Raw genomic sequence first — 21,408 nt, 5'->3', positions numbered from 1 at the left:
CATCACCCCGGTTTATCGCACGCTCACGATGACCCCGTCCCCCCGCCGGAAGGACACTGGATCCACGTGAATGTCGTGCCCCGCGCCAGGCTGTCCGCCGGCGGGAAGAAGACGGGGCCGAATTCGCGGCGTTCCCCATGAAATGGAGCAATGCGCGATGCAGGAAATCCAAGGTTTGTCCTTCACCGATATCGCCGAGCGGTTCGGCACCCCGGCCTACGTCTATGACGCCGATGAGATCACGGCGACGTACCGGCGGTTGCGGGGTGCGTTCGACGAGCGGATCCAGCTGTTCTATTCGCTCAAGCCCAATCCCAACATCAGCGTCGTCGGCCTGCTGGGCAGTCTCGGCGCGGGGGCGGAGGTGTGCTCGCTGGGCGAGCTGCGCTCGGCGCTCGCGGCGGGCGTGCCGGCCGACCGGATCCTGATGACGGGGCCGGGCAAGAGCGTCGAGGAGCTCACGGAGCTGGTGGCGCGGGACGTGCGGGCGGTCATCTGCGAGTCGTTCGCCGAGCTGCGGACCATCGACGAGATCGCGGAGCGGCTCGGCAAGCGGCCCAAGGTGATGCTGCGCGTCAACCCGGCGCACGGTGTGGAGGGCGGCAGGCTGACGATGGCCGGACGGCCCCGGCAGTTCGGGATCGACGAGGATCTCGTGCTGGAGGCCACCACGACCGTGGCGGATCATCCGCACCTCGACATCATCGGCGTGCAGATCTACACCGGCACCAGGATCCTCGACGCCGAGGTGATCGTGGGCAACACGGAGCGGGCGCTCGACCTGGCCGCGAAGGTCGCCACGAAGCTGGGCATCCACGTCCGGATGGTGGATCTGGGCGGCGGGATCGGGCTGGCGTACTTCGAGGGCGAGAGCGACCCGGACGAGGAGGTGTTCGTGTCCGGCATCAACCGGGCGGCCAGGCGGTTCCTGGAGGACCACCCGGACGCGATCATCGCGATGGAGCCCGGCCGCTACCTGGTCGGCACGGCCGGCGTGTGCGTGCTGCGCGTACGGTACGTCAAGGAGTCGCGCGGCCAGCGTTACGCCGTCACCGACGGCGGCTCGAACATGAACATGTCGGCCATCGGCCTGGGCACCTACGTCAAGCGGAACTTCCCGACGGTGCTGCTGTCGGACGAGCGCCCGCTGGACGGCAAGTGGTCGGTGACCGGGCCGCTGCTGACCCCCACCGACGTGCTGACCAAGCAGGCCGAGCTGCCGGAGCTGCGCCCCGGCGACCTGGTGGGCATCCTGCGGATGGGCGCGTACGGGCCGACCGCGTCCATCGCGTACATGAACGGGCAGGGCTACCCGGCGGAGATCCTGGTCGTGGACGGCGTCGCCCACCTCGTACGCGAGCGCGACACCCCCGACGACCTGCTGCGCAAGCAGCGGCTGGTGGACTTCACCGAAGGCGGAGGCGAAGACGCGGACGGGCGGGTGGACATCCGGCCGGCGATCGCCGACGTGCTGGGCCGCGAGGTGAGCGAGCTCGGCACCGACAGCCGGCTGCACGACGACCTGCACCTCGACTCGCTGTCGATGGTCGAGCTGGTGGCCAGGCTGGAGGACGAGTTCAAGATCGTGGTGGATCCGGAGGCGCTGACGCTCGCCCACTTCGCCACGGTCGACTCGCTCACCGCGTACGTCAGGAGCCGCCTGGATGAGCAGTGAGCTGCTGCACGATCTGCTGGACGCCGCGCCCGCGGGCGCCGTCGCGATCGCCGAGCGCGGGCGCCCGGTGCGGTACCGGGACGTCACGGAGGCCGGCACGCGCATCGCCGCCTGGCTGGGCGAGCAGGGCGTCGGCCCGGGCGACCGGGTGCTCCTGTCGCTGAGCAGGGCGCGGGCGCTGGACACGCCGGCGTGGGTGTACGCCTGCTCGGTGGCGGGCGCGGTGTTCTGCGTGCTGCACGAGCAGGTGGCCGGGCCGGCGCTGGACTACGTGCTCGACGACGCCGCGCCGGCGCTGCTGGTTTCCGACAGCCGCAAGGTGCTCGGGCAGGCGGTCGCGCACGGGGTGCCGGCCGCCGGGCCCGACGCCGGGCCGGCCGGGGTCGCGCCGCACCGGTACGCCAGGGTCGGCGCGGACGCCCCCGCCTGCATGATCTACACCTCGGGCAGCACCTCCCGGCCCAAGGCGATCGTCTCCACGCACGCGCAGATGACGTTCGTGGCGCGGGCCATCCAGTCGCGGCTGCGGTACCGGCCGGGCGACGTCGTCTACACCACGCAGCCGTTCTCGTTCGACGTCGGCCTCTACCAGATCTTCCTCGCGGCGCTGGCCGGCGCGCAGGTGTGGCTGCCGGGGCAGCTCGGCGCGAGCCTGCGCATCGTCCCCGAGCTGCGGGAGTCGGGGGCGACCGTGCTGCCGACGGTGCCGACCGTCGCGCAGGCGCTGGCCGCCGGCCTGGCCAAGAGCGCGGACCCGGTGCCGGTGCCGCGCCTGCGGCTGCTCACCAACACCGGCGCGGCCATGCCCGCGGGGGTGCTCGCCGCGCTGCGGGCGCGGCTGCCGGGCCTGCGCGTCCAGCTGATGTACGGGCTGACGGAGTGCAAGCGGGTCTCCATCATGCCGGTGGACGGCGACCTCGAACGGCCGGGATCGTCCGGACTGCCGCTGCCGGGCACGCGGGTCACGATCGTCGACCCGGCGGGCCGGCCACTGCCGCCGGGGGAGGTCGGCGAGATCGTGGTCAACGGCCCGCACGTGATGAACGGCTACTGGAACCAGGAGGAGCTGACCGCCGACCGGTTCCGGCCGTCCGGCCTGCGGACGGGGGACTTCGGCCACCTCGACCGCGACGGCTACCTGTACGTCGAGGGCCGCCGCGACGACGTCTACAAGCAGAGCGGCTTCCGCGTCAGCGCGACCGAGGTGGAGGCCGCCGCCCTGGAGCTGCCCGGCGTGCGCATGGCCGTCGTGCTGCCGCCGGGGGACGGCGACGAGGGCGCCGTGCTCGTCGTGGTCGGCGACACCGGGCCCGCACGCTTGCGCGCGGGGCTCGCGCACCGGCTCGAACCGTTCAAGGTGCCCAAACGGTGCGTGGTCGTGGACGAACTGCCGCTCAACCAGAACGGGAAGGTCGACAAGAAAGCGCTTGCCGTCATCACCTGACCATTTCCGGTCGGTCATGTTCTCCTTATTGCCGCAGGCTCCGAATTCGGAGTCTGCGGCTTTTTACATGGTGCGCGCATCCGGCCGGGCGGCGTCGTGCGTATAGGGTCTGGGGGTCGCGGAATCGCGCATGCCGTACCGGGGGAAGTGCACATGGGAAGCCTTTTTTCGCTTTGGCACCAGAAGGCGGAAAGCAACGCGCGCAGAGCGGTGGACACGTACGCCGCGCGCATACCCGAATATGCCAGGATCGCCGACGACCGGGGAATCCGGTCCGAGCTGCTCGACTTCATGATTTTCCTGCGGCGGCGGGTCGCCGAGCTGTCGGCGCAGGATGATCCGTTCACCTCCGACGATCTCGGCGTCATGGCCGAGATGGGCCGACTGCGCGGCGCGGGCGGCCTCACGCTGCCCGCCCACCGCCACGCCCTGACGCTGCACACGTCGCTGACGCTGCGGGAGATCTCCGAGCTGAGCGGGCCGCACGACCTGGAGGAGATCAGGCGGCTGATCGGCTGGGTCACGACGCGCGGGGAGGCCGGCCAGCAGGTCTACACGCAGGCGTTCATGGACGCCCGCGACGCCGTCCTGCCGGTCGGGCTGCGCCTGGGGCAGCTCGCCGAGGCGCTGCTCGGCAACGATCCCGCCGCCGCCGACCACGCCGCCGGCCTGCGGCTGCCGCTGCACGACGGCTACCTGGTCACCGTCGTCAGGATCGGCGACCGTCAGCCCGTGCTCCCGGACGAGGCGCAGGCCGAGATCGTGCGCGAGCTGCTGACGGCCGGGCAGGTGCCGATGCGCTTCACCGGGCCGGGCGAGTTCGTGGCGCTCATCCCGCAGCCGGACGTGAACGGGGCCGGCGTCGGGGCCAAGGCGCGGGCCCGGGCCGTGGCGCTGACCAGGCGGCTGGGCGAGCTGACCGGGCTCCAATGCGCGGCGGGGGTGGCGGCCGGGCGGCGGGGGCGGCTGGCCGAGGCGTTCGACCAGGCGCGGCAGATCAGCCGGGTGGCGCCCGTCCGCGCCGTCACGGACGGCGCGGTCACCGACGCCGTCCACCAGCTCGCCGACGTGTTCGTCGAGTTCGGGGTCGCGGGCACGCCGCCGATCGACGAGTGGCTGAGCACGATCGCCGAGCGGCTCGCGAACGGGCCCGACCTGGTCGTCACGCTGGACGCGTACTACCGCAACGACCTGCACCGGGTCCGGACCGCCGCCGCCCTGCACATCCATCCACGCACGCTCGACTACCGGCTCCAGCGGGCGCGGCGGGCGACCGGCCTCGACCCGTCGTCGGTGCGGGGGATCAGGGTGCTGAGCGCGGTCGTGACCCGGGCGCTGTCGGGGGTGTGGCTCGACTGATCGGGGAAAGGCGGGAAAACGGTTGCCGGGCCCGCTCGCGCCGCCCTGCCGCTGGAGTCGCCGGAGGTAGAGTGACCGAGGGTAAGGTGGCCGGAAATCAGGGGAATGCATGCGGAAGCTGGCGCGTCACGCCACGATCACCGACGTCGCCGCGCTGGCCGGGGTGTCGGTGGGCACGGCCTCCAAGGCGCTCAACGGGCGCGGCTCCCTGCGCGAGGAGACCCGCACCCGCGTCAAGGAGGCCGCCAGGCAGCTCGGCTTCGAGGTCAACGCGGGGGCGCGCAGCCTGCACTCCGGCCGCACCTACACCGTGGGCATGATCACCACCGACACCATCGGCCGGTTCAGCATCCCCGTCCTCATGGGCGCCGAGGACGCGCTCGGCGCCGGCCAGATGTCGGTGTTCCTGTGCGACGGGCGCGACGACCCCATCAGGGAGCGGTACCACGTCAAGACGCTGCTCAGCCGGCGTGTCGACGGCATCATCGTCACCGGCCGGCGCACCGAGGCGCGCGCGCCCATCGCCCCCGCGCTGCCCGTGCCCGTCGTCTACGCCTTCATCAGCTCGACCGACCCCGACGACTGCTCCGTCGTACCGGACGAGGAGGGCGGGGCGCGCAAGGCGGTGGAGCACCTGCTGGCCATCGGCCGCACCCGCGTCGCGCACGTGACCGGGCCGGAGCACCACCACTCCGCCCGCGTCCGCGCGGCCGCCACCGTCGCCCGGCTCGCCGAAGCGGGGCTCTCCCTGGCCGGGCCGCCGCTGTTCGGGGCGTGGAGCGAGGCGTGGGGGCGGCAGGCCGTCGGCATGCTGCTGGCCGGCGGCACCACGTTCGACGCCGTCTTCTGCGGCAGCGACCAGATCGCGCGCGGCGTCGCCGACGCGCTGCGCGCCGTGGGGCGGCGCGTGCCCGAGGAGGTGGCGCTGGTCGGCTACGACAACTGGGACGTGATGGCGCAGGCCAGCCAGCCGCCACTGACCAGCGTGGACATGAACCTGGAAGGGCTCGGCAGGACGGCCGCCGAGATGCTGCTCGCCGCCATCAACGGCACCCCGTCGCCCGGCCGGCACGCCCGGCCCTGCCACCTGGTGGTCAGGGAGTCGACGACGGTCCCGCTGCTGCCGGCATGACGCGCCCGGCGCGTTTTTACGCGGACGGGCGGTGCGGCAGGAGCGGTCCGCCCGTGCACGCTCATTCGGACGGGCGGTGCAGCGGGAGCGGTCCGCCCGTGCACGCTCATTCGGACGGGCGGTGCAGCGGGAGCGGTCCGCCCGTGCACGCTCATTCGGACGGGCGGTGCAGCAGGAGCATCGCCGCGTCGTCCAGGAGCGGGCCGCCGGTGTGCTGCACCAGATCCGCCCGCAACGCGTCCAGCCCGGCCTGCGGGTCGTCGCGGCGCAGCAGCCAGGCCCGCGCCTCCAGCGGGTAGAACTCCCCGCGCCCGTTGCGCGCCTCGATCACCCCGTCGGTGAAGAACAGGATGCGGTCGCCGCTCCCGAACGGCACCCGGTGCGTCTTGACCGCCGCCGACTCCAGCGCCCCCAGCCCCAGCGGCAGGCCAGGGTCGGGCGGCTCGGCGGTGCTCAGCGTGCCGTCGGCCCGGATGAGCAGGGGCGCCGGGTGCCCGAAGTTCACCAGCGTCATCTCGGTCTCGTGGATCTCGGCGACGATCGCGGTCACGAACTGCTCCCCGCCCAGATGCCGGGCCAGGCTCGCCTCCAGCCGCTCGCCGATGTCGGCCGGATCGGCCTCGTCGTAGGCCGCCTCCCTGAACGCCCCCAGCACCCACGCCGCCGTCTCGACCGCCGCCAGGCCCTTGCCCTGCACGTCCCCGATCAGCAGCCGCACCCCGTGCGGGGTCGTGACGATCTCGTACAGGTCGCCGCCGATCTGCGCCTCCGCCGCCGCCGAGGTGTAGGACAGTGCCACCTGAAGGTCACCCGCCCGCCGGGGCACCGGGCGCAGCAGGACGCGCTGCGCCGCCTCCGCGACCTGGCGGACGCTGGCCAGCTCGCGCTCCCGCCGCAGGCGCAGACGGCTGGCCAGCATGCTCGCCGCCGTCACGCCCACGATGCTGACGACCGTCAGGTTGTTCTCGAACGTGAACAGCAGGTCGTTGTAGACGGCCATCAGCACGCACAACGCCAGCCCCACCGCCCCCACCGCCGCCGTGCGGCGCACGCCGCCCGACACCGACGCGAAGGCCGGGCCGAGGGTGAGGAGCGGCAGGAAGACGAGGTTCTCGCCGGCCAGCAGGTCTGTCAGGACGACACCCAGCATGACGACGAAGGGCAGCCAACGCAGGATTCGCAGCGACCTCATCCGACCCCCGAGTGAACGTCTTCCGACGTACCAGCATCGCGCAGGAAACCCATCGTTCTCAACCCGTGAGCCCGGGACATCCGGTATGCGCGATTACCGGAAATCTCCCCCAGGGTATATGGCGGATTATGCCGGGCAATCGGCGGAAACGTGTTCGCGCCGGTACGCACGGTGAAAGTAACGAGTTGTTTATCGGCGCCTTCTCTAAGCTCAGGATGGATAGATTCGAGGTGACGGAAAGGAGTCCGCAGGTGGCATTGGCCGACGCCGGCATCCGGCGATTACTGGTGGATTCGGGAGAGCCCAGGAGCTGGGTGTCCCCCAGGACCGACCTGGTGACGGCGCTGCTCGGAGTGTGGTTCGGGGTCGGGCTGATGATCGACGCCTGGGCGCACACCAATCTGGCGGAGCTGGAGACGTTCTTCACCCCGTGGCACGCGGTGTTCTACTCCGGGTTCGCCGTGGTCTCCGGCTGGATCCTGTGGCAGGTGTGGCGGAACGTACGCGCCGGAAGGCAAGGGCTGGCGGCGGTGCCGACGGGATATCTCGCCGGGCTGGTGGCGGTGCCGGCATTCGCCGCGTTCGGGTTCGCCGACATGATGTGGCACACCATTCTGGGCATCGAGACGAGCCTCGACATTCTTTTCAGCCCCTCGCATCTGGGGCTCGTCGTGACGATGCTCCTCATCATCACCACGCCGCTGCGCTCGGCGTGGAACGCCCCCGACGTCGGCACCCGGCCGACACTCGGGCGCCTGCTGCCCGCCCTCATCGGGCTCGCTTTCGCCACCACGCTCGTGTCGCTCTTCCTGTCGTACGGCGACGCCATGCAGTACCGCGCCGCCCGCATCGTCGAGGCGTTCTCCTCCGTGGAGGACCCCGGCGCCGACCGGCTCGCGCTCGCCATGGTCATCACCAACGTCGTCCTGCTCAGCCCCGTGCTGCTGCTGGTGCGCCGCTGGGCGCTGCCGTTCGGGTCGGTGACCGTCATGTACACGATCGCCGTGCTCATGCCGGGCGCGCAGACGGAGTTCCAGAACGTGTCCGTGCTGCTGTCGTTCGTGGCCGCCGGGCTCGCCGGTGACCTGCTGATCCTGTGGCTGCGGCCGTCCGGGCAGCGGCGGGGCGCCTACTGGGCCTTCGCCGGGCTGTCGGCGTTCGCCACGTGGACGCTGTACATCGTGATCGCGTCGATCGCGGGAGGCGGGCTGCCCGCCGTGCCCGAGCTGTGGACGGGGGCGCCGATCATCGCCGGGCTCATCGGGCTCGCGCTCGGCGCGCTGTTCCTGCCCAATGCGGTCGCCGCCCCTGGTCCGTCCGGCGAGGCGTCCGTGGTGGCTGGCGAAGAGAAGGTCGCGCCCGGCGTGGGCGACGCCGAGCGCGCATGATCGTACGAGCCCTGTGCCTCGCCGCCGTCCTCGTGCTGGCGCTGGCCGGCCCCGCCGGGGCGCACAACGTCACGGCGGGGGCGGACCTGCGGATCGCGCAGACGATCGGCGGGGCCGAGGTCACGGTGGTGGTCAAGGGAACGACCCGGGTGCCGGGGCCGCTGCGGATCGGCGTCATCGCCTACCAGCCGGTCTCGGGCATGCCCGTCGCCCTGGAGGTCCGTTCCGTCGAGGACGGCCGCACCGTGACGGGCACCGCCCAGGCGGCGGCCGACCCGGCGTACACCCAGCTCCAGGTGGAACGGACCGGGCCGCACGAGCTGAAACTCAGCGCCGGAGGCGAGAGCGCCGTGATCCCGTTCCGCGTGCTCGTCGAGCGCGGCGGGACGGGCGACTTCCTCATCTACGGCGGCCTGTTCGTGGCCGCGCTCTTACTGGTCGGCGGCCTGCTCACCGGCGCCACCGCCCGGCCCGGCAGGGCGATGGCGCTGGCCGCAGGGGCCGCGGCCGGGGTGACCGTCGCTGCCATGGTCGTCGTGTTCGAGCCGCAACTGCCCCCGCCCGCGCCCGACGGCGCCGCCCCCACCATCGCCCCCACCATCGCCCCACCGCCGCCCCCATTGCCGGGGCCCTCGCGGCGGGCGGGCGGCCGTACGCGCAGGCCCGGGTGGAGACCGTGCCCGCGCGGCCGGAAGCGGGCGCGGACTTCACGCTGCGCCTCGACCTCATCGACGGCTCCACCGGACGGCCCGTCGACGACCTCACCGTGCACCACGAAGCGCTCGCCCACGTGGTCGTCACCAGCGCGGACGGCCGCTACTTCCGGCACGTCCACCCCCTGCGCACCGCGCCCGGCCGCCTGGAGGTCCGCCTGCGCGCCGACCGCCCGGGCCGCTACCTGGCCCATACCGAGCTGGAACGGGAGGACTCGGGCGGCCAGCTCCTCACGACCGGCTTCGAGGTCGGGGGAGAGGCCCCGGCCGTCGCGAAGACCGGCACGGGCGATCCGGCTGGGGTGGCGGGCGGGGCGGGGTGCCGCGCCTGCAGCCCGGCGTGCCCGTCGCGGGCCGGCCCGCCACGATCGAGCTGGATACCCCCGCCGGGGTACGGCCGTGGCTCGGCATGACCGGGCACCTGCTCGTACGCAACCAGGACGGCGACTTCCTCGGCCACGTGCACGAGATGGGCACTCCCGGCGCCCGGCTGCGCTTCACCTTCAGCTTCCCCACGCCCGGCCGCTACCTCGCCTGGATCCAGTACGCCACCGCCGACCGCATCGTGACCACCCCCTTCACCGTGGACGTGACGGCATCGGAGGCCAGGCGATGAGAATGAAAGCGGTCCTGGCGGCCGGGTGCTCGTGGTGGCCGGGGCGGTGGTGTTCGTGATCGGCAGGAGCGCCTCGGCCGACCCCATCAACGTCACCACCACCGGCACCCGCTACGCCGCCACCGTCCTGATCGAGGACCCGCACCCGGGGCGGGTCGCCGTGCAGGTCGAGGTGGGCAAGGGCGATGCCGACAGCGTCGCCCTGTCCGCGGTGATGGCCGACATGGGGCACTCCACTCCCGAGGTCACGGCCACGGAGCGGCAGCCCGGCCGCTTCGTGGCCGAGGGCGAGCTGTTCTCGATGAGCGGCGTCTGGGAGCTGTCGATCCGCCTCGACGGGCCGGCGGGCGAGGAACAACTCGCCGTCAAGGCGCTGATAACGGACTAGCGCCGGCCCGTTGGCGCGGCCGTGCGGCGGCCTCGCGCCTTGCGGCGTCAGGCCGCGCACCACTCCGCATGCCGCGTCACGGGTGCGCACAGGCGCATGGAGCCGAGCCTCATGTGCGCGCCGCTGCGGGCAGCGTGCCGCACCCAACCAGCAGGCTGCCCGCATCGCCGCATCGCCGCATCGCCGCATCGGCCGCGTCAGCGCGCCGGTCGCGTTGGCCGTGGCGGTGCGTCAGGCGGCGTCGATGTGCCGTGCCGCAGCAGCGCCGCAACGCGAGCGATGGTGTGTCGGCGCGTGCACGGCGGCGCAACCCCGTGGCGCGCTGTGACGATGCCAGCGCCGCGACGGCCAGGCGCGCGCCGCGCGGTCTTGCCCGCGGTGTGCCGTGCCGGCCGCGCCGTGCCGCGTCACCCGCGCCGGCTGTGCCGTGCCACACCGTGCCGCAGCGTGCCTCGCGCCGGCTGTGCCGTGCCGCAGCGTGCCGCAGCGTGCCTCGTGCCGGCTGTGCCGTGCCGCAGCGTGCCGCGTCGGTGTGCTCCCATGGGGGCCGCCGTGCCGGCTGCGCCGACGTGCCCGGCGCACCGTCCCCGCCGCACCGGTGGGGGTGGTCGTCACCGTTCCGTGTCCTGGGTGAGGGTTGACAGCGCACAGGCCGCGGTTGATGATTATTCCTACTTGAATAGTAGGAATGATAGGGAAGGGGAGATCGTGCGAGCTCTCATCCTGCTCGGGCTGGTCGGTCTCGCAGCCCAGCTGGTGGACGGCAGCCTCGGCATGGCCTATGGCGTCACGTCGACCACGCTGCTGCTGGCCATCGGCACCAACGCGGCGGCTGCGTCCGCCACCGTCCATCTCGCCGAGATCGGCACCACGCTCGCCTCGGGCATCTCCCACTGGCGTTTCGGGAACGTCGACTGGAAGGTCGTCGCGAAGATCGGCCTGCCGGGCGCGGTCGGCGCGTTCGCGGGGGCGACGTTCCTGTCGAGCCTGTCCACCGAGGTCGCCGCCCCGGTCATGTCGCTCATCCTGCTCGCCCTCGGCGTCTACATCCTGATCCGCTTCACCGCGTTCGGCCTGCCGCGCGGGAACCTGGGCAAGCCGCTGCGCCGGCGGTTCCTGGCGCCGCTGGGGCTGCTGGCCGGGTTCGTGGACGCCACCGGCGGTGGCGGCTGGGGCCCGGTGGGCACGCCCGCCATCCTGGCCAGCGGCCGGCTGGCCCCGCGCAAGGTGATCGGCTCGATCGACGCCAGCGAGTTCCTCGTCGCCATCGCCGCCAGCGTCGGCTTCTTCGTCGGCATCGGCTCCGAGAACATCAACTTCGCCTGGGTCGCCGTCCTGCTGCTCGGCGGTGTGATCGCCGCCCCGATCGCCGCCTGGCTCGTCCGGCACATCCCGCCGCGCATCCTCGGCTCGGCCGTCGGCGGCGTGATCGTCCTGACGAACGTGCGCACGCTGCTGCGCAGCGACTGGATCGACGCCTCCGGCGGGGTCCAGACGGTGGCGTACATCGTCATCGCCGTCATCTGGGCCGCCGCGATCGCCTACTCGGTGCGCGAGTACCGCCGCGACAAGGCCAACGAGTCGGTCGAGGCGGTGGAGAGCGAGCTGAGCCGGCGTACGCCGACGGAGGAGGAGACGGCCTCCGCCTGAGCCGGCCCATGAGAATCTCCGCCCGTACGCAATACGCCCTGGGCGCTATGCTCGCCCTGGCCGTCGCCGACAGCCCGGTGCACGCTGAGAAGATCGCCGTCACGCAGGACATCCCCCGTCGCTTCTGCGACAACATCCTGCTCCAGCTGCGCCGGGCCGGCCTCATCCGCAGTCAGCGCGGCCCCGACGGCGGGTACTGGCTGGCCCGGCCGCCCGGGGAGATCGCGCTCGCCGACGTCATCCGCGTCACGGAAGGGGCCGAGCAGGCCCTGCGCCCGTTCTCCCCGGCCGCCGCCCCGCTCGCCGAGATCTGGGACCGGCTGCGCAGCCAGGAGGACGCGCTGCTCAGCGAGATCACCCTGGCGGACGTCATCGCCTCCCGAGACCGCCACCAGGACCGCGACCGCTCCTCCGGGAATGGGCAGGACGTCCCGAGTGATGCCGGCCGCGGAATGTCGTAGGCGGGTGGCAAGCTGGGGCGGTGGCTTTCGGGGTACGCGAGTTCGAGCTGGCGCTGATGCGCCGCATGCGCGACGTCAACGCGCAGAAGGTGGAGGAGGCGCTCGGCCGCGCCGGCGCCTCGCGTGCCGAGCTGCGCGAGGCCCACGCCCACTGGACGCGGCTGTCGCACGCCCCGAGGGCGCCCAAGGGGGCCGCCGCGCTGCGGATGGCGCTTGGGCCGCCGCCGTTCCGAGGGCTCAGGCCCGCCGGAAGCCTCACCTGTGACGTCCTGCGCTGGCCGCTGCCGTCCTGGCCGGGCCTGGAGTACGAGGCGCTGGTCGGCCCCGGCGGCGAGCTGTGGAACCAGTGGTTCGTCCGGCCCTCCGGCCCCGTCACGCTGGGCTTCGCCGGCCTGGTGCCCTGGGCCTGCGTGGTGGCCGACGTCGCGGCGAGCTTTCCCGGCGCCGTGCAGATCGACGGGCCCGCGCCGCACCACTGGACGATCGACTTCCCCCACGGCGGGCGCACGCATCGCGCCCGTTTCGTGTACGGCCTCTTCCAGCGCCTCGACCGGGCGCCGTCCGGGCCTGACTGAGCAGCGACCGGGCGCCGTCCGGCCTGACTGAGCAGCGGCCGGGTGCCGTCCGGCCTGACTGAGCAGCGGCCGGGTGCCGTCCGGGCCTGACTGAGCAGCGGACGATGGGCCCAGGTCCTCACGCGGGTGTGTGGATCGTGAGGACCTGGGCGGCGGCCGGGCGCCGTCGGCGGAAGGCGCCCGGCCTTTCGGGAACGCCGCGTCAGCCTGCCTTCCCGAGCATCAACGCCGCGTCAGCCTGCCTTCCCGAGCATCAACGCCGCGCCAGCCTGCTTTCCCCAGCTTGAAGGCCGGGTCATCGGGGGCGCTTGACCGTCAGCAGCGCCTGGTAGGCGGGCTTGGGCGCCAGGTTCTCGTCGAGCAGGCACGCCGCGCCCTCCCCCTCGAACCAGCCGGGCACCCACGAGTGCCGGTCGGTGAAGCCCCAGACGGTCATCTCGCGGCACGCCTTGACGCTGAGGCAGTCGGTCAGGGCCCGGCTGTAGTACGTGGCCTGGGTGGCCAGCTTCTCCGGCGTCACCGGCAGCACCATCCGCACGTCCAGCTCGGTGATCGCGACCTCCAGGCCGAGGTCGGCGAAGCGGCGCATGACGTTCGCCCAGTCGGCCGGGTAGTCGTACTGGATGCCGAGGTGGCCCTGGAAGCCGATGCCGTGGATGGGCACGCCCTGCGCCTGGAGGTCCTTGACGATCGACAGCGTGGTCTCGATCTTGGGGGCGTTCCATTCGAGGTTGTAGTCGTTGATGAAGAGCTTGGCGTGCGGGTCGGCGCGGTGCGCCCAGCGGAAGGCGTCGGCGATGTAGCCGGGGCCGAGGTGCTTGAGCCAGATGCTCTGGCGCATCGTGCCGTCTTCCTCCACGACCTCGTTGACCACGTCCCAGGCCCGGATCTTGCCCTTGTAGCGGCGCACCTCGGTGGTGATGTGGTCGCGCAGGATGGCGCGCAGCTCGGTGGCGTCGATGGAGCCGTCCTCGACCCCTGTGGTGAGCCAGGCGGGGAGCTGGTTGTGCCAGACGAGGGTGTGGCCGCGGACCTGCTGGTGGTTGCGGCGCGCGCTCTCGACGAGGGCGTCGGCGTCGTCCCAGGTGTACACGCCGCGCTGCGGCTCCACCGACTCCCACTTCATCGCGTTCTCGGCGGTGACCTGGTTGAACTCGCGGTTGAGCACCTTGCGGTAGTCGGCCTCGTCGCGCAGCACGGCGACGTCCACCGCGGAGCCGATGTTGATGCCGTTCTGCTGGGCGAGCTGGCGCAGGTCGCGCGGCGGGCGCGGGTGGGCGGAAGCGGCGGCGGGGAGCGGGGCGGCGAGGACGAGTGCGAGGGCGATGATCAATGGCTTCACCGAATGACCTCCGGCGCGGTGGGGGTGGCTGGGGGGCGACGACACGGACTCCGAAAGTTTCGGAATTGTGTCGATAGTTTCACCGATTGCCGGAACCGTAAGCGTTCGCGGACGCCACGTCAACACCTGCCGCCCCGCGTCAAAGACGTGAGGGCCCCTCGCTCAGGCCGCGTGGGCGCGCAGGCCCGCCTTCCGCCACACCTTGAACAGGCGCCTGGCCGAGCCGCCCACCGGGCCGACCGCCTCGTACAGGACCTTGCGCGAGACCGGCCGGGCCGTCCCAATGGCGGTGACCGCGTCGTCCGCCGAGGTGATCGTGCTGGAGCAGACGCTCAGCAGGTAGTCCGGGATCCGCAGGGCCGGGTCCGTGCAGCCCACCAGCGGCACGCCGACGGCGGCGACGACGGGGAACACCGTCCCGGGGATGCCGATCGCGACCTCGGCGCGGGCCGACGCCTGGACCGAGGGGACGGTGCTGATCTCGTACCGCTCCCAGAGTGAGCGGTCCTCGCGCGGGTGCAGGCCCACCAGGATGTGCCTGCCCGCCGCCGCGAGCCGCTCGGCCGCGGCGAGCAGCAGCTCGGTGCCCGGCGCCGAGCCGCCGCTCTCGCTCGACCTGGTGACGCTGGTCAGCACCAGGACGGTGCCCGCCTCGGGCGCGTGCCGGGGCAGGTCGTCGGTCTGCGGCGTGCCCACCACCTCGATGGGACGCCGGGTGCCGAGGTAGTCGTCGAACACCGCGGCCTCCGCCGGCGACGACGCCGTGACGGCCCGCAGCCGCCCCCTGAACTCCTTGGCCCTCGGCGCCTCCACCGGCAGCTGGTACGCCAGCGAGCTGGCCACCAGCGGCACCCGGCGCAGCCGCGCCGCACAGTCGGCCGGCCAGTCGCCCGCGCCGGTCACCACGAGCAGGTCGGCCTCGCTCACCTCGCCGGGCAGCACGACCGGCACCGGGTCGCCGGGCTTGATCCCCGAGCGGTCGGGCACGAGCTGCGCCAGGTCCCATCCCAGCCGGCGCGCCTCGGGCAGCAACGGGGCCGCGTGGTAGGTGCCCCACGGCTCGTTCGTGGCGATCAGGACGCGCGGCGCGGGCCTGGTCATGGCCCGGGCGGAGGTACCGCCCAGCACGGCGAGGCCGGCTCCCGCGAGGGCGCCGGTGAGCAAGGAACGTCGGGAAACGGCATTAAAAGTCATGAAATGGCAATTTATGGGGTGGTTTGGGCGGGATTGTGAACGTGGATGGTCCGCCAGGCGAACGAGGAAGCCGGGACGGGACTGAACGGATCACCACCCGCCGTACGTGATGAGGGCATGGTGTCACGCATGCTCGCCCTCCTCGCCCTCGCCGCCGCGCTCCTCGTCGGGCTGCCCACAGCCGCCCACGCCTGCAGCTGCGCGGACCTGACGCCCGCGCTCGCCGTGCGGGAGGCGGACGCCGTCTTCACCGGCACCGTGACGAACGTACGCGAGGAGGACAGGCCGGGGCGGCCCCGCGTCTACACGTTCCAGGCCGACCAGGTCTACAAGGGGACGCCGGCCGCCAGGATCACGCTCACGAGCAACGCCGACAGCGCCTCCTGCGGGTACCCGTTCCAGCGGGGCGGGCGTTACCTCGTGTTCGCGGCCGTCAGCTCCACCGGGCCCGCCGTCGAAGGGGTCGAGCTGTCGTCCGGCATGTGCTCGGGGAACGTGCCGGTCGACCGGGGGACAGGGCCGCTGCGGCCCGGCGACGAGCGCAAGGCCGGGCACGAGAGCCTGGCCGGGCCCGTGGACGCCGAGTTCGTCCAGGCGCTCGGCACGCCTCAGCCGCCGGCGGCGGCCGCGGAGACCGGCACCGTTGAGGGGCCGCTGCGGGCGGACGGCGACGCGGGCGCTGGTGACGTCTGGGGGTGGGTCGCCGGAGGGGCGGGCGTCGTGCTCCTGGTGGGCGCGCTCACCGCTGCGGCGCTGCGCCGCCGGGGCTCTGCGGCGGGTCGTCGCTGAGCCGGCCCTCGGCCTCCCCGCGCCGGCGGCGGGCCTTCAGGAGCGGCAGGCCGAGCCCCAGCAGGACGAGCGCCACCCCGGCGAGCCGGACGAGCGAGGGCAGCCTCCCCTGCTGGACGCAGTCGATCACCACGGCCGACAGCACCTGCCCGCTGATCACCAGCACGGACGCGCTCATCGCGCCCAGCCTCGGGAACACGTGACTGTTCACGGCCACGAACAACGCCCCGAACACCCCGCCCGCGTACGCCGCCACCGGCACGTCCGTGAGGTCCGGCCACGTACGCAGGACGAGCAGCACCGCGCTCAGGAAGACGAAACCCACCACGTGGTTCCACACCGAGGCCCTGAACGCGCCCGCCCGGGTGCTGAGCTGGCCGTTGATGGTGCGGCTGGCGCCGATGAGCACGCCGTTGAGCAGCGCCAGCACGATGAAGAAGAGCACGGGTCACGCTCCGCCGAGCACGATGAGCACGCTGCCCGCGAGCACGCACCCGGCGACCGCCAGGTCCATGGCCGTGACGCGGCGCCTGGGGGTGTGCAGCAGGCCCAGCCGGTCGGCGGCGGTGCCGAACACCACCTGGCCGGTGAGCATCAGCGCGATGGTCCCGGCCAGGGCCAGCTCGCTGTTGACGGCCACGGCCGACAGGACGACGACGAGCGCGCCGGGGATGCCGCCCAGGTAGTACCAGCGCGGCGTCCTGTTCGGGCTGTCGGTCCCTGTCTGCGGCGGCGGTCTGCGCCGGCCGAGCGCCAGCACGAGGAGCAGCGCGACCACGGCGCCGATGGCGTGCGCGGCCCAGGAGGCGTACAGCGCGTCGGTGTGGCGGGCGAGCACGGCGTTGGTCTGGGTCATCAGCGTGAGCAGCACGCCGCCCGCGATCGCCAGCAGCCAGTCGAGCGCGCGGCCGGTCACCGCGCGCGCTCCTGCGCGGCGGCCCCGCCGTCCGGTCCGGTCCCATCGAGTTCCATGTCGGTGCATTGAAACACGTTCGCGTGACCGCCGCGGACCCGGGGCCTACCTTCGGGCGGGGGCTCGGGTTCTGAACGGCGCCTGGTACGCCCACTGCCAGGCGAGTTCGAGCGGCCCGCGCTCGAACCGGCGCAGCCACAGCGACGCCAGCACCATGAACAGCAGGCAGATCCCGCCCCAGGCCACCGGCACCCACCAGGGCCGCAGCCCGTCGAGCCGGCCGGCCAGCCCGAGGCCCCAGCCGTAGCAGAGCACGCTCGCGGCGACGTTCTGGAACACGTAGCAGGACAGCGCCGTGCGCCCGACGGCGGTGAGCCCCCGCCGCAGCACGCCGGGCTCGCCCCGCAGGCCGAGCACGATCGAGGTGATCAGCGCCAGCAGGCCCAGCGCGACCAGCGGCGCCACGAGATAGCGGTCCACCATGAACCAGGCGGGGCCGGCGAAGGACGTGATCAGGTTCAGCGGCACGCCGGCGCCGAGCCCGGCGGCCATCAGCCGGCCGCGCAGCCGCGCGCCCCGCTCCTCGAAGAGCCCGGCCCGCATCAGGCGGGCGCCGAGCAGGAACAGCACGATGCCCAGCGGCACGATGAAGACCAGCTCCGCGCGGAACAGCACCAGGTTGTCCAGCCGGAGCCGCACCTGGTCCGGCCAGCCGCCGGGGTACGCGACCGCCGCCGTCCCGCCGCCCGGCGACCCCGTTCCGCCGCCCGGCGACGCCGTCAGCAGGGCCAGGGTGAGCAGGCCCACCATGGCCACGTGCAGGGTGCCCGCCGCGACCATCCAGGTCGTCACGGCGCGCCGGCTGCGGCCGATCAGGTATGCGACGATCATCGAGGTGAGCGCGTACCCCATCAGCACGTCGAACTCGAAGATCAGGACGAAGTGCACCGCACCCTCCGCCAGCAGCAGCGCCGCCCGCCACAGGTAGCGGCCCGGCCACCGCACGCCCTTGCGCGCCGCGCTGCGGTACTGCAGCTCCAGCCCCACCCCGAACAGCAGCGTGAGCAGGCCGAGGAACTTGCCGTTCGACAGGAACCGCAGGAACGTCTCCACCACCCCCGGCTCCCCGCCGAAGCTCAGGATGCCGAGCGGGCCGGCCGGGTCGGTGAAGATCCAGATGTTCGTGCCGAGCGTGCCGAGGATGGCCACGCCGCGCAGCACGTCGAGGGCGTCGATGCGTCTGTCCACGCTTCCCACTGTGCTGGCGCGCGGCCCGGCATTGATCGTCCAGGAGAGCGAGATCGGCCGTACATCGATGGATGTACGCAGGCGCGAAGGGCCGGTGTGAAGACGTACTACGAAGCGCCCGACCCCTACGAGCCCGCGCCCGGCGACCCGCCCGCCGTGTTCCTGGCCGGCGGGATCACGGGGGTGGCCGACTGGCAGCGGGCGGCAGCACGCAGCCGATCGCGCTGCTGGAGCCGGGGGCGGCGCTGGACAACCCGGCGCGGGGGATCGTGGCGGGGGCGGACCCGGGGGTATCCGCGGGTGGCGGACGTGCACTGACAGACGCGCCTGGCCCGGCCGGGCGAGGTCGTACGCGCCACCCTCCCCGACCCCCTGGCCGCCGCCCGCCCCCGAGGGCGTCACGCCTGGACGCCGGCCTCCTTGGCGGCGCGGTCGATGGCGGCCAGCTCGTCGTCGGTGAAGTCGAGCCGGTCCACGGCCGCCACGTTCGCCTCCAGCTGCTCGGGGCTGGAGGCGCCCACGAGCACGGAGGTGATGCGCGGGTCGCGCAGCGCCCACGCGAGCGCGAGCTGCGCCACGGTCTGTCCGCGCGAGCTCGCCAGCTCCGACAGCGCCCGGACGAACGCCAGCACTTCGGGCGTCACCCGGTCAGGCGTCAGGAACCGGCCTTCGGCCGCCCTCGAGTCGGCCGGGATGCCGTTCAGGTACCGGTCGGTGAGCAGGCCCTGGGCGAGCGGCGAGTACACCACGCACCCGATGCCCTCCTCCTCCAGCACGCCCAGCAGCGCGTCCTCGATCTGCCGGTTCAGCATCGAGTACGGGGGCTGGTGCACCAGCAGCGGGGTGCCGAGCGAGCGCAGCAGGCGGGCGGCCTGGGCGGTGCGTTCGGGGGAGAAGTTGGAGACGCCGACGTAGAGGGCGCGGCCGGTGCGGACCATGTGGTCCAGCGTGGCGACCTGCTCCTCCAGCGGTGTCTCCTCGCCGTCGCGGTGCAGGTAGAAGATGTCGACGTAGTCGAGGCCGAGCCGGGCCAGCGAGCGGTCGAGGGTGGCCAGCAGGTGCTTGCGGGAGCCGCCGTAGCCGTACGGGCCGTCCCACATGGGGTTGTAGCCCTTGGTGGTGACCACGACCTCGTCGCGCAGCGACTTGGGGAACAGGCGGCCGAAGGCCGACTCGGCGGCGCCGACGGGCGGGCCGTAGCGGTCGGCGATGTCGAAGTGGGTGATGCCGAGGTCGAAGGCCTTGTGCAGGATCGCGCGCTGGCTCTCGAGTGGCTTGCCCTCGCCGAAGTTGTGCCACAGGCCGAGCGACACGGCGGGGAGGAGGAGTCCGCTGCGGCCGCACCTTCTGTACGGCTGGCGTTCGTAGTCCAAGGAAGACCTTCCGCAAAGATCGCGATGAAACGTTTTTACCATCCTTAGTCAATCATCTTCTCCCCCTCTCGTTCTTTACTGAGCTGTACAGAATGGGTTAGCCTCCTTGTTCCATGGGAAGGCCACGCGAGTTCAGGGACGAGGCCGCCGTCGAGGCGGCCATGCAGGTGTTCTGGGAGAAGGGCTACGAAGCGGCCACCACCCAGGACCTGTGCGAGCGCACCGGCCTCGGCCGCGGCAGCCTCTACAACGCCTTCGGCAGCAAGCACGCCCTGTACGAGCAGGCGCTGCGCCACTACGCCGCCACCAAGGCCGAGGCGCAGCTGCGCATGCTGGACGAGCCGGGCCCCGTCAAGGACCGCCTGCGCGACCTCATGCTGGGCGTCATCGACGCCGACATGGCCGACCCGGGCCGCCGCGGCTGCCTGGCGCTGAACGCCGCCGGCGAGGCCAGCGGGCGCACCGGCGCCGTCGCCGGCCTGGTGCGGCGGCAGTTCGACGACCTGGAGCAGGCCATCCACCGGCTGGTGCTGGTGGGCCAGGCGTCGGGCGAGCTGTCGTCCGAACGGCCGGCGCTCCAGGTGGCCCGGGCATTCCAGAGCGCCTATTACGGGCTGCGCGTGCTCGCCAAGGTCACCGACGACCGCGCCACGCTCCTCGACGTCGTCGAGGGGGCCATCGCGGCCCTGTAGGCATGCCCCCAGCGAGTGGAACGTTTCGCCGCCCTATTTATGTACCCACCTGTAAAGAATGGAATCGATCGTGACCTCGGTCTCCAAGGCCACCGTGCCGTCCTTGATGCTGTGCGTCTTCGGCATCACGACCGGCGAGTTCGTCATCGCCGGCATCCTCCCCGATGTCGCCCGCGACCTGGCCGTCTCCATCCCCGCCGCCGGCCTGCTCGTCACCGCGTACGCCATCGGCATGATCGTCGGCGGCCCCGTGCTGACCGCGCTGACCGCCCGCTACCCGCGCAAACCCCTCATCATGACCCTGCTCGCCATCACAATCGCGGGCAACCTCGCCTCCGCGCTCGCCCCCGCCTACCCCGTGCTCTTCGCGGCCCGCGTCGTCACCGCCCTGGTCACCTCCACGTTCTTCGCCAACGCCATCGTCATCGCCGTCTCCACCGCCGCCCCGGGCAGGCAGGCGTCCACGGTCTCCAAGCTCGTCTTCGGCATGAACCTGGCCATGATCCTCGGCGCCCCGATCGGCACCTTCCTCGGCTCCGGGTACGGCTGGCGGGCCCCGTTCCTCGCCATTGCCGCCTGCTGCGCGGTCGGCCTCCTGCTCGTGACCCGGCTCGTGCCGGACGTCCGCGACGCCACCCCCGCCACCTCCGCCGTCGCCGAGCTGCGCGTCTTCCGCCGCGGCGACGTGCTGCTCGCGATCGCGGTGACCGCCGTCGCGAACGCCGGGCTGCTCATGGTGTTCACCTTCTTCGCCTCCCTCGTCACCGAGATCAGCGGGTTCGCCGCCGGCGCGGTCGCCGTGCTGCTCCTCGTGTACGGCGTCGGCGCGGCGGCCGGCAACGTCGCCGGTGGCCGCCTCTCGGACCGGGCCCCGATGGCCGCCCAGCTCGGCCTGCTGGCGGCGCTCGCGGCGGCACTGGTCGCCATGTGGGCGCTCAGCGGCAACATGGCGGCCACCGCCGTCATGGTGTTCGTGGTCGGCGCGCTCGGCTTCTCGGTGATCCCCGGCATGCAGGCGCGCGTCCTCGCCACGGCGGCCGGGGCGCCCACCCTGGCCATGGCCGTGAACGCCTCCGCCTACCAGCTCGCCGCCGCCTTCGCCGCCTGGCTGGGCGGGCGGGTCATCGACGGCGGCCTCGGGCTGCGCGCCCTCTACCTGGTGGGGGCGGTGGTCACGGTGGCGGGCATCGGCGTGAGCGCGTACGCCTGGCTCCGCGACCGCTCCCGCACCCCGGAGCCGGCCACCCAGCCCTGACCCGGCCCA

At 72.8% G+C, this 21,408-nt stretch carries 23 protein-coding genes; 15 read left to right on the top strand and 8 right to left on the bottom strand.

Annotated elements, in window-relative coordinates; all coding sequences use genetic code 11:
• Positions 1 to 70 precede the first annotated feature (70 nt).
• The 4 genes from lysA to KIS93_RS09050 all read left to right on the top strand — a co-directional run bounded on the left by lysA (position 71) and on the right by KIS93_RS09050 (position 5,610).
• The gene (lysA, locus tag KIS93_RS09065) at positions 71 to 1,675 is read left to right on the top strand and encodes a diaminopimelate decarboxylase (protein ID WP_329607746.1); all 1,605 of its coding nucleotides are present in this window, start codon (positions 71 to 73) and stop codon (positions 1,673 to 1,675) included.
• Entirely contained in the window at positions 1,665 to 3,119 is a 1,455-nt protein-coding gene (locus KIS93_RS09060) for a class I adenylate-forming enzyme family protein (protein WP_080040611.1), read from the top strand. Before lysA ends, KIS93_RS09060 begins: the two co-directional genes overlap by 11 nt.
• A 210-nt stretch (positions 3,120 to 3,329) precedes the next feature.
• Positions 3,330 to 4,478 (top strand): PucR family transcriptional regulator, encoded by a 1,149-nt coding sequence (locus KIS93_RS09055; protein WP_186404033.1) that lies wholly within the window; start codon positions 3,330 to 3,332, stop codon positions 4,476 to 4,478.
• Positions 4,479 to 4,587: 109 nt separating this feature from the next.
• Positions 4,588 to 5,610, top strand: a complete 1,023-nt coding sequence (locus KIS93_RS09050; protein ID WP_080040609.1) for a LacI family DNA-binding transcriptional regulator — start codon at positions 4,588 to 4,590, stop codon at positions 5,608 to 5,610.
• 151 nt (positions 5,611 to 5,761) lie between these two features.
• Here the strand turns inward: KIS93_RS09050 and KIS93_RS09045 are convergent, their stop codons facing one another.
• Positions 5,762 to 6,802, bottom strand: a complete 1,041-nt coding sequence (locus KIS93_RS09045) for a PP2C family protein-serine/threonine phosphatase (RefSeq protein WP_080040608.1) — start codon at positions 6,800 to 6,802, stop codon at positions 5,762 to 5,764.
• 251 nt (positions 6,803 to 7,053) lie between these two features.
• On the opposite strand from KIS93_RS09045, the gene KIS93_RS09040 reads away from it, so the two are divergent.
• On the top strand, positions 7,054 to 8,190 hold the full coding sequence (locus KIS93_RS09040) for a hypothetical protein (protein WP_222107360.1): 1,137 nt from the start codon (positions 7,054 to 7,056) through the stop codon (positions 8,188 to 8,190).
• Positions 8,191 to 8,371: 181 nt separating this feature from the next.
• On the opposite strand, the gene KIS93_RS09035 is transcribed toward KIS93_RS09040, so the two are convergent.
• Positions 8,372 to 8,593: a hypothetical protein gene (locus tag KIS93_RS09035; RefSeq protein ID WP_186404032.1), complete on the bottom strand. Its 222-nt coding sequence runs from the start codon at positions 8,591 to 8,593 to the stop codon at positions 8,372 to 8,374.
• A gap of 264 nt (positions 8,594 to 8,857) precedes the next feature.
• Between KIS93_RS09035 and KIS93_RS09030 the strand changes: the two genes are divergently transcribed.
• The 6 genes from KIS93_RS09030 (at position 8,858) to KIS93_RS09005 (ending at position 12,593) form a co-directional block, all read left to right on the top strand.
• Complete coding sequence (locus KIS93_RS09030) at positions 8,858 to 9,316, top strand: hypothetical protein (protein WP_186404031.1); 459 nt, start codon at positions 8,858 to 8,860, stop codon at positions 9,314 to 9,316.
• The gene (locus tag KIS93_RS09025) at positions 9,313 to 9,519 is read left to right on the top strand and encodes a carbohydrate-binding protein (protein ID WP_186404030.1); all 207 of its coding nucleotides are present in this window, start codon (positions 9,313 to 9,315) and stop codon (positions 9,517 to 9,519) included. Before KIS93_RS09030 ends, KIS93_RS09025 begins: the two co-directional genes overlap by 4 nt.
• A gap of 25 nt (positions 9,520 to 9,544) precedes the next feature.
• A complete protein-coding gene (locus KIS93_RS09020) occupies positions 9,545 to 9,907 on the top strand; it encodes a hypothetical protein (protein WP_186404029.1) in 363 nt (120 codons plus the stop codon).
• A 708-nt stretch (positions 9,908 to 10,615) separates the two neighbouring features.
• Positions 10,616 to 11,557 carry a sulfite exporter TauE/SafE family protein gene (locus tag KIS93_RS09015; RefSeq protein ID WP_080040605.1) on the top strand — a complete coding sequence of 314 codons (942 nt, stop codon included), beginning with the start codon at positions 10,616 to 10,618 and terminating at the stop codon, positions 11,555 to 11,557.
• An 8-nt stretch (positions 11,558 to 11,565) separates the two neighbouring features.
• Positions 11,566 to 12,018: an RrF2 family transcriptional regulator gene (locus KIS93_RS09010; RefSeq protein WP_080040604.1), complete on the top strand. Its 453-nt coding sequence runs from the start codon at positions 11,566 to 11,568 to the stop codon at positions 12,016 to 12,018.
• Positions 12,019 to 12,038: 20 nt separating this feature from the next.
• Positions 12,039 to 12,593, top strand: a complete 555-nt coding sequence (locus tag KIS93_RS09005; protein WP_080040603.1) for a hypothetical protein — start codon at positions 12,039 to 12,041, stop codon at positions 12,591 to 12,593.
• Positions 12,594 to 12,888: 295 nt separating this feature from the next.
• On the opposite strand, the gene KIS93_RS09000 is transcribed toward KIS93_RS09005, so the two are convergent.
• Complete coding sequence (locus KIS93_RS09000; protein WP_155128040.1) at positions 12,889 to 13,935, bottom strand: endo-1,4-beta-xylanase; 1,047 nt, start codon at positions 13,933 to 13,935, stop codon at positions 12,889 to 12,891.
• Positions 13,936 to 14,097: 162 nt separating this feature from the next.
• A complete protein-coding gene (locus KIS93_RS08995) occupies positions 14,098 to 15,099 on the bottom strand; it encodes a hypothetical protein (protein WP_222107359.1) in 1,002 nt (333 codons plus the stop codon).
• 159 nt (positions 15,100 to 15,258) lie between these two features.
• On the opposite strand from KIS93_RS08995, the gene KIS93_RS08990 reads away from it, so the two are divergent.
• Positions 15,259 to 15,918 carry a hypothetical protein gene (locus KIS93_RS08990; protein WP_155128038.1) on the top strand — a complete coding sequence of 220 codons (660 nt, stop codon included), beginning with the start codon at positions 15,259 to 15,261 and terminating at the stop codon, positions 15,916 to 15,918.
• On the opposite strand, the gene KIS93_RS08985 is transcribed toward KIS93_RS08990, so the two are convergent.
• The 3 genes from KIS93_RS08985 to KIS93_RS08975 form a co-directional block, all read right to left on the bottom strand.
• On the bottom strand, positions 15,869 to 16,363 hold the full coding sequence (locus KIS93_RS08985; RefSeq protein ID WP_080040599.1) for a DMT family transporter: 495 nt from the start codon (positions 16,361 to 16,363) through the stop codon (positions 15,869 to 15,871). The two genes, KIS93_RS08990 and KIS93_RS08985, sit on opposite strands and share 50 nt — an antisense overlap.
• Positions 16,364 to 16,366: 3 nt before the next feature.
• Positions 16,367 to 16,834, bottom strand: a complete 468-nt coding sequence (locus KIS93_RS08980; protein ID WP_222107358.1) for a DMT family transporter — start codon at positions 16,832 to 16,834, stop codon at positions 16,367 to 16,369.
• Positions 16,835 to 16,936: 102 nt separating this feature from the next.
• Complete coding sequence (locus KIS93_RS08975) at positions 16,937 to 18,079, bottom strand: DUF418 domain-containing protein (RefSeq protein WP_230466358.1); 1,143 nt, start codon at positions 18,077 to 18,079, stop codon at positions 16,937 to 16,939.
• Positions 18,080 to 18,175: 96 nt separating this feature from the next.
• Between KIS93_RS08975 and KIS93_RS08970 the strand changes: the two genes are divergently transcribed.
• Positions 18,176 to 18,397: a hypothetical protein gene (locus KIS93_RS08970; protein ID WP_186404065.1), complete on the top strand. Its 222-nt coding sequence runs from the start codon at positions 18,176 to 18,178 to the stop codon at positions 18,395 to 18,397.
• Between the two features lie 80 nt (positions 18,398 to 18,477).
• Here KIS93_RS08970 and KIS93_RS08965 read toward each other — a convergent pair whose 3' ends face one another.
• The gene (locus tag KIS93_RS08965; RefSeq protein ID WP_080040597.1) at positions 18,478 to 19,494 is read right to left on the bottom strand and encodes an aldo/keto reductase; all 1,017 of its coding nucleotides are present in this window, start codon (positions 19,492 to 19,494) and stop codon (positions 18,478 to 18,480) included.
• A 71-nt stretch (positions 19,495 to 19,565) separates the two neighbouring features.
• Here KIS93_RS08965 and KIS93_RS08960 point away from each other — a divergent pair, with 71 nt between their 5' ends.
• Both KIS93_RS08960 and KIS93_RS08955 read left to right on the top strand, forming a co-directional pair.
• Positions 19,566 to 20,144 carry a TetR/AcrR family transcriptional regulator gene (locus tag KIS93_RS08960; protein ID WP_080040596.1) on the top strand — a complete coding sequence of 193 codons (579 nt, stop codon included), beginning with the start codon at positions 19,566 to 19,568 and terminating at the stop codon, positions 20,142 to 20,144.
• A gap of 58 nt (positions 20,145 to 20,202) precedes the next feature.
• Positions 20,203 to 21,399, top strand: a complete 1,197-nt coding sequence (locus KIS93_RS08955; protein WP_080040595.1) for an MFS transporter — start codon at positions 20,203 to 20,205, stop codon at positions 21,397 to 21,399.
• Positions 21,400 to 21,408: the final 9 nt, after the last annotated feature.

The sequence above is a fragment of the [Actinomadura] parvosata subsp. kistnae genome, assembly GCF_900323885.1.
GTDB classification, from domain to species: Bacteria; Actinomycetota; Actinomycetes; order Streptosporangiales; family Streptosporangiaceae; genus Nonomuraea; species Nonomuraea composti.
Note: the sequence above shows the minus strand (reverse complement) of the source record. Positions and strands in the feature narration are given on the sequence as shown.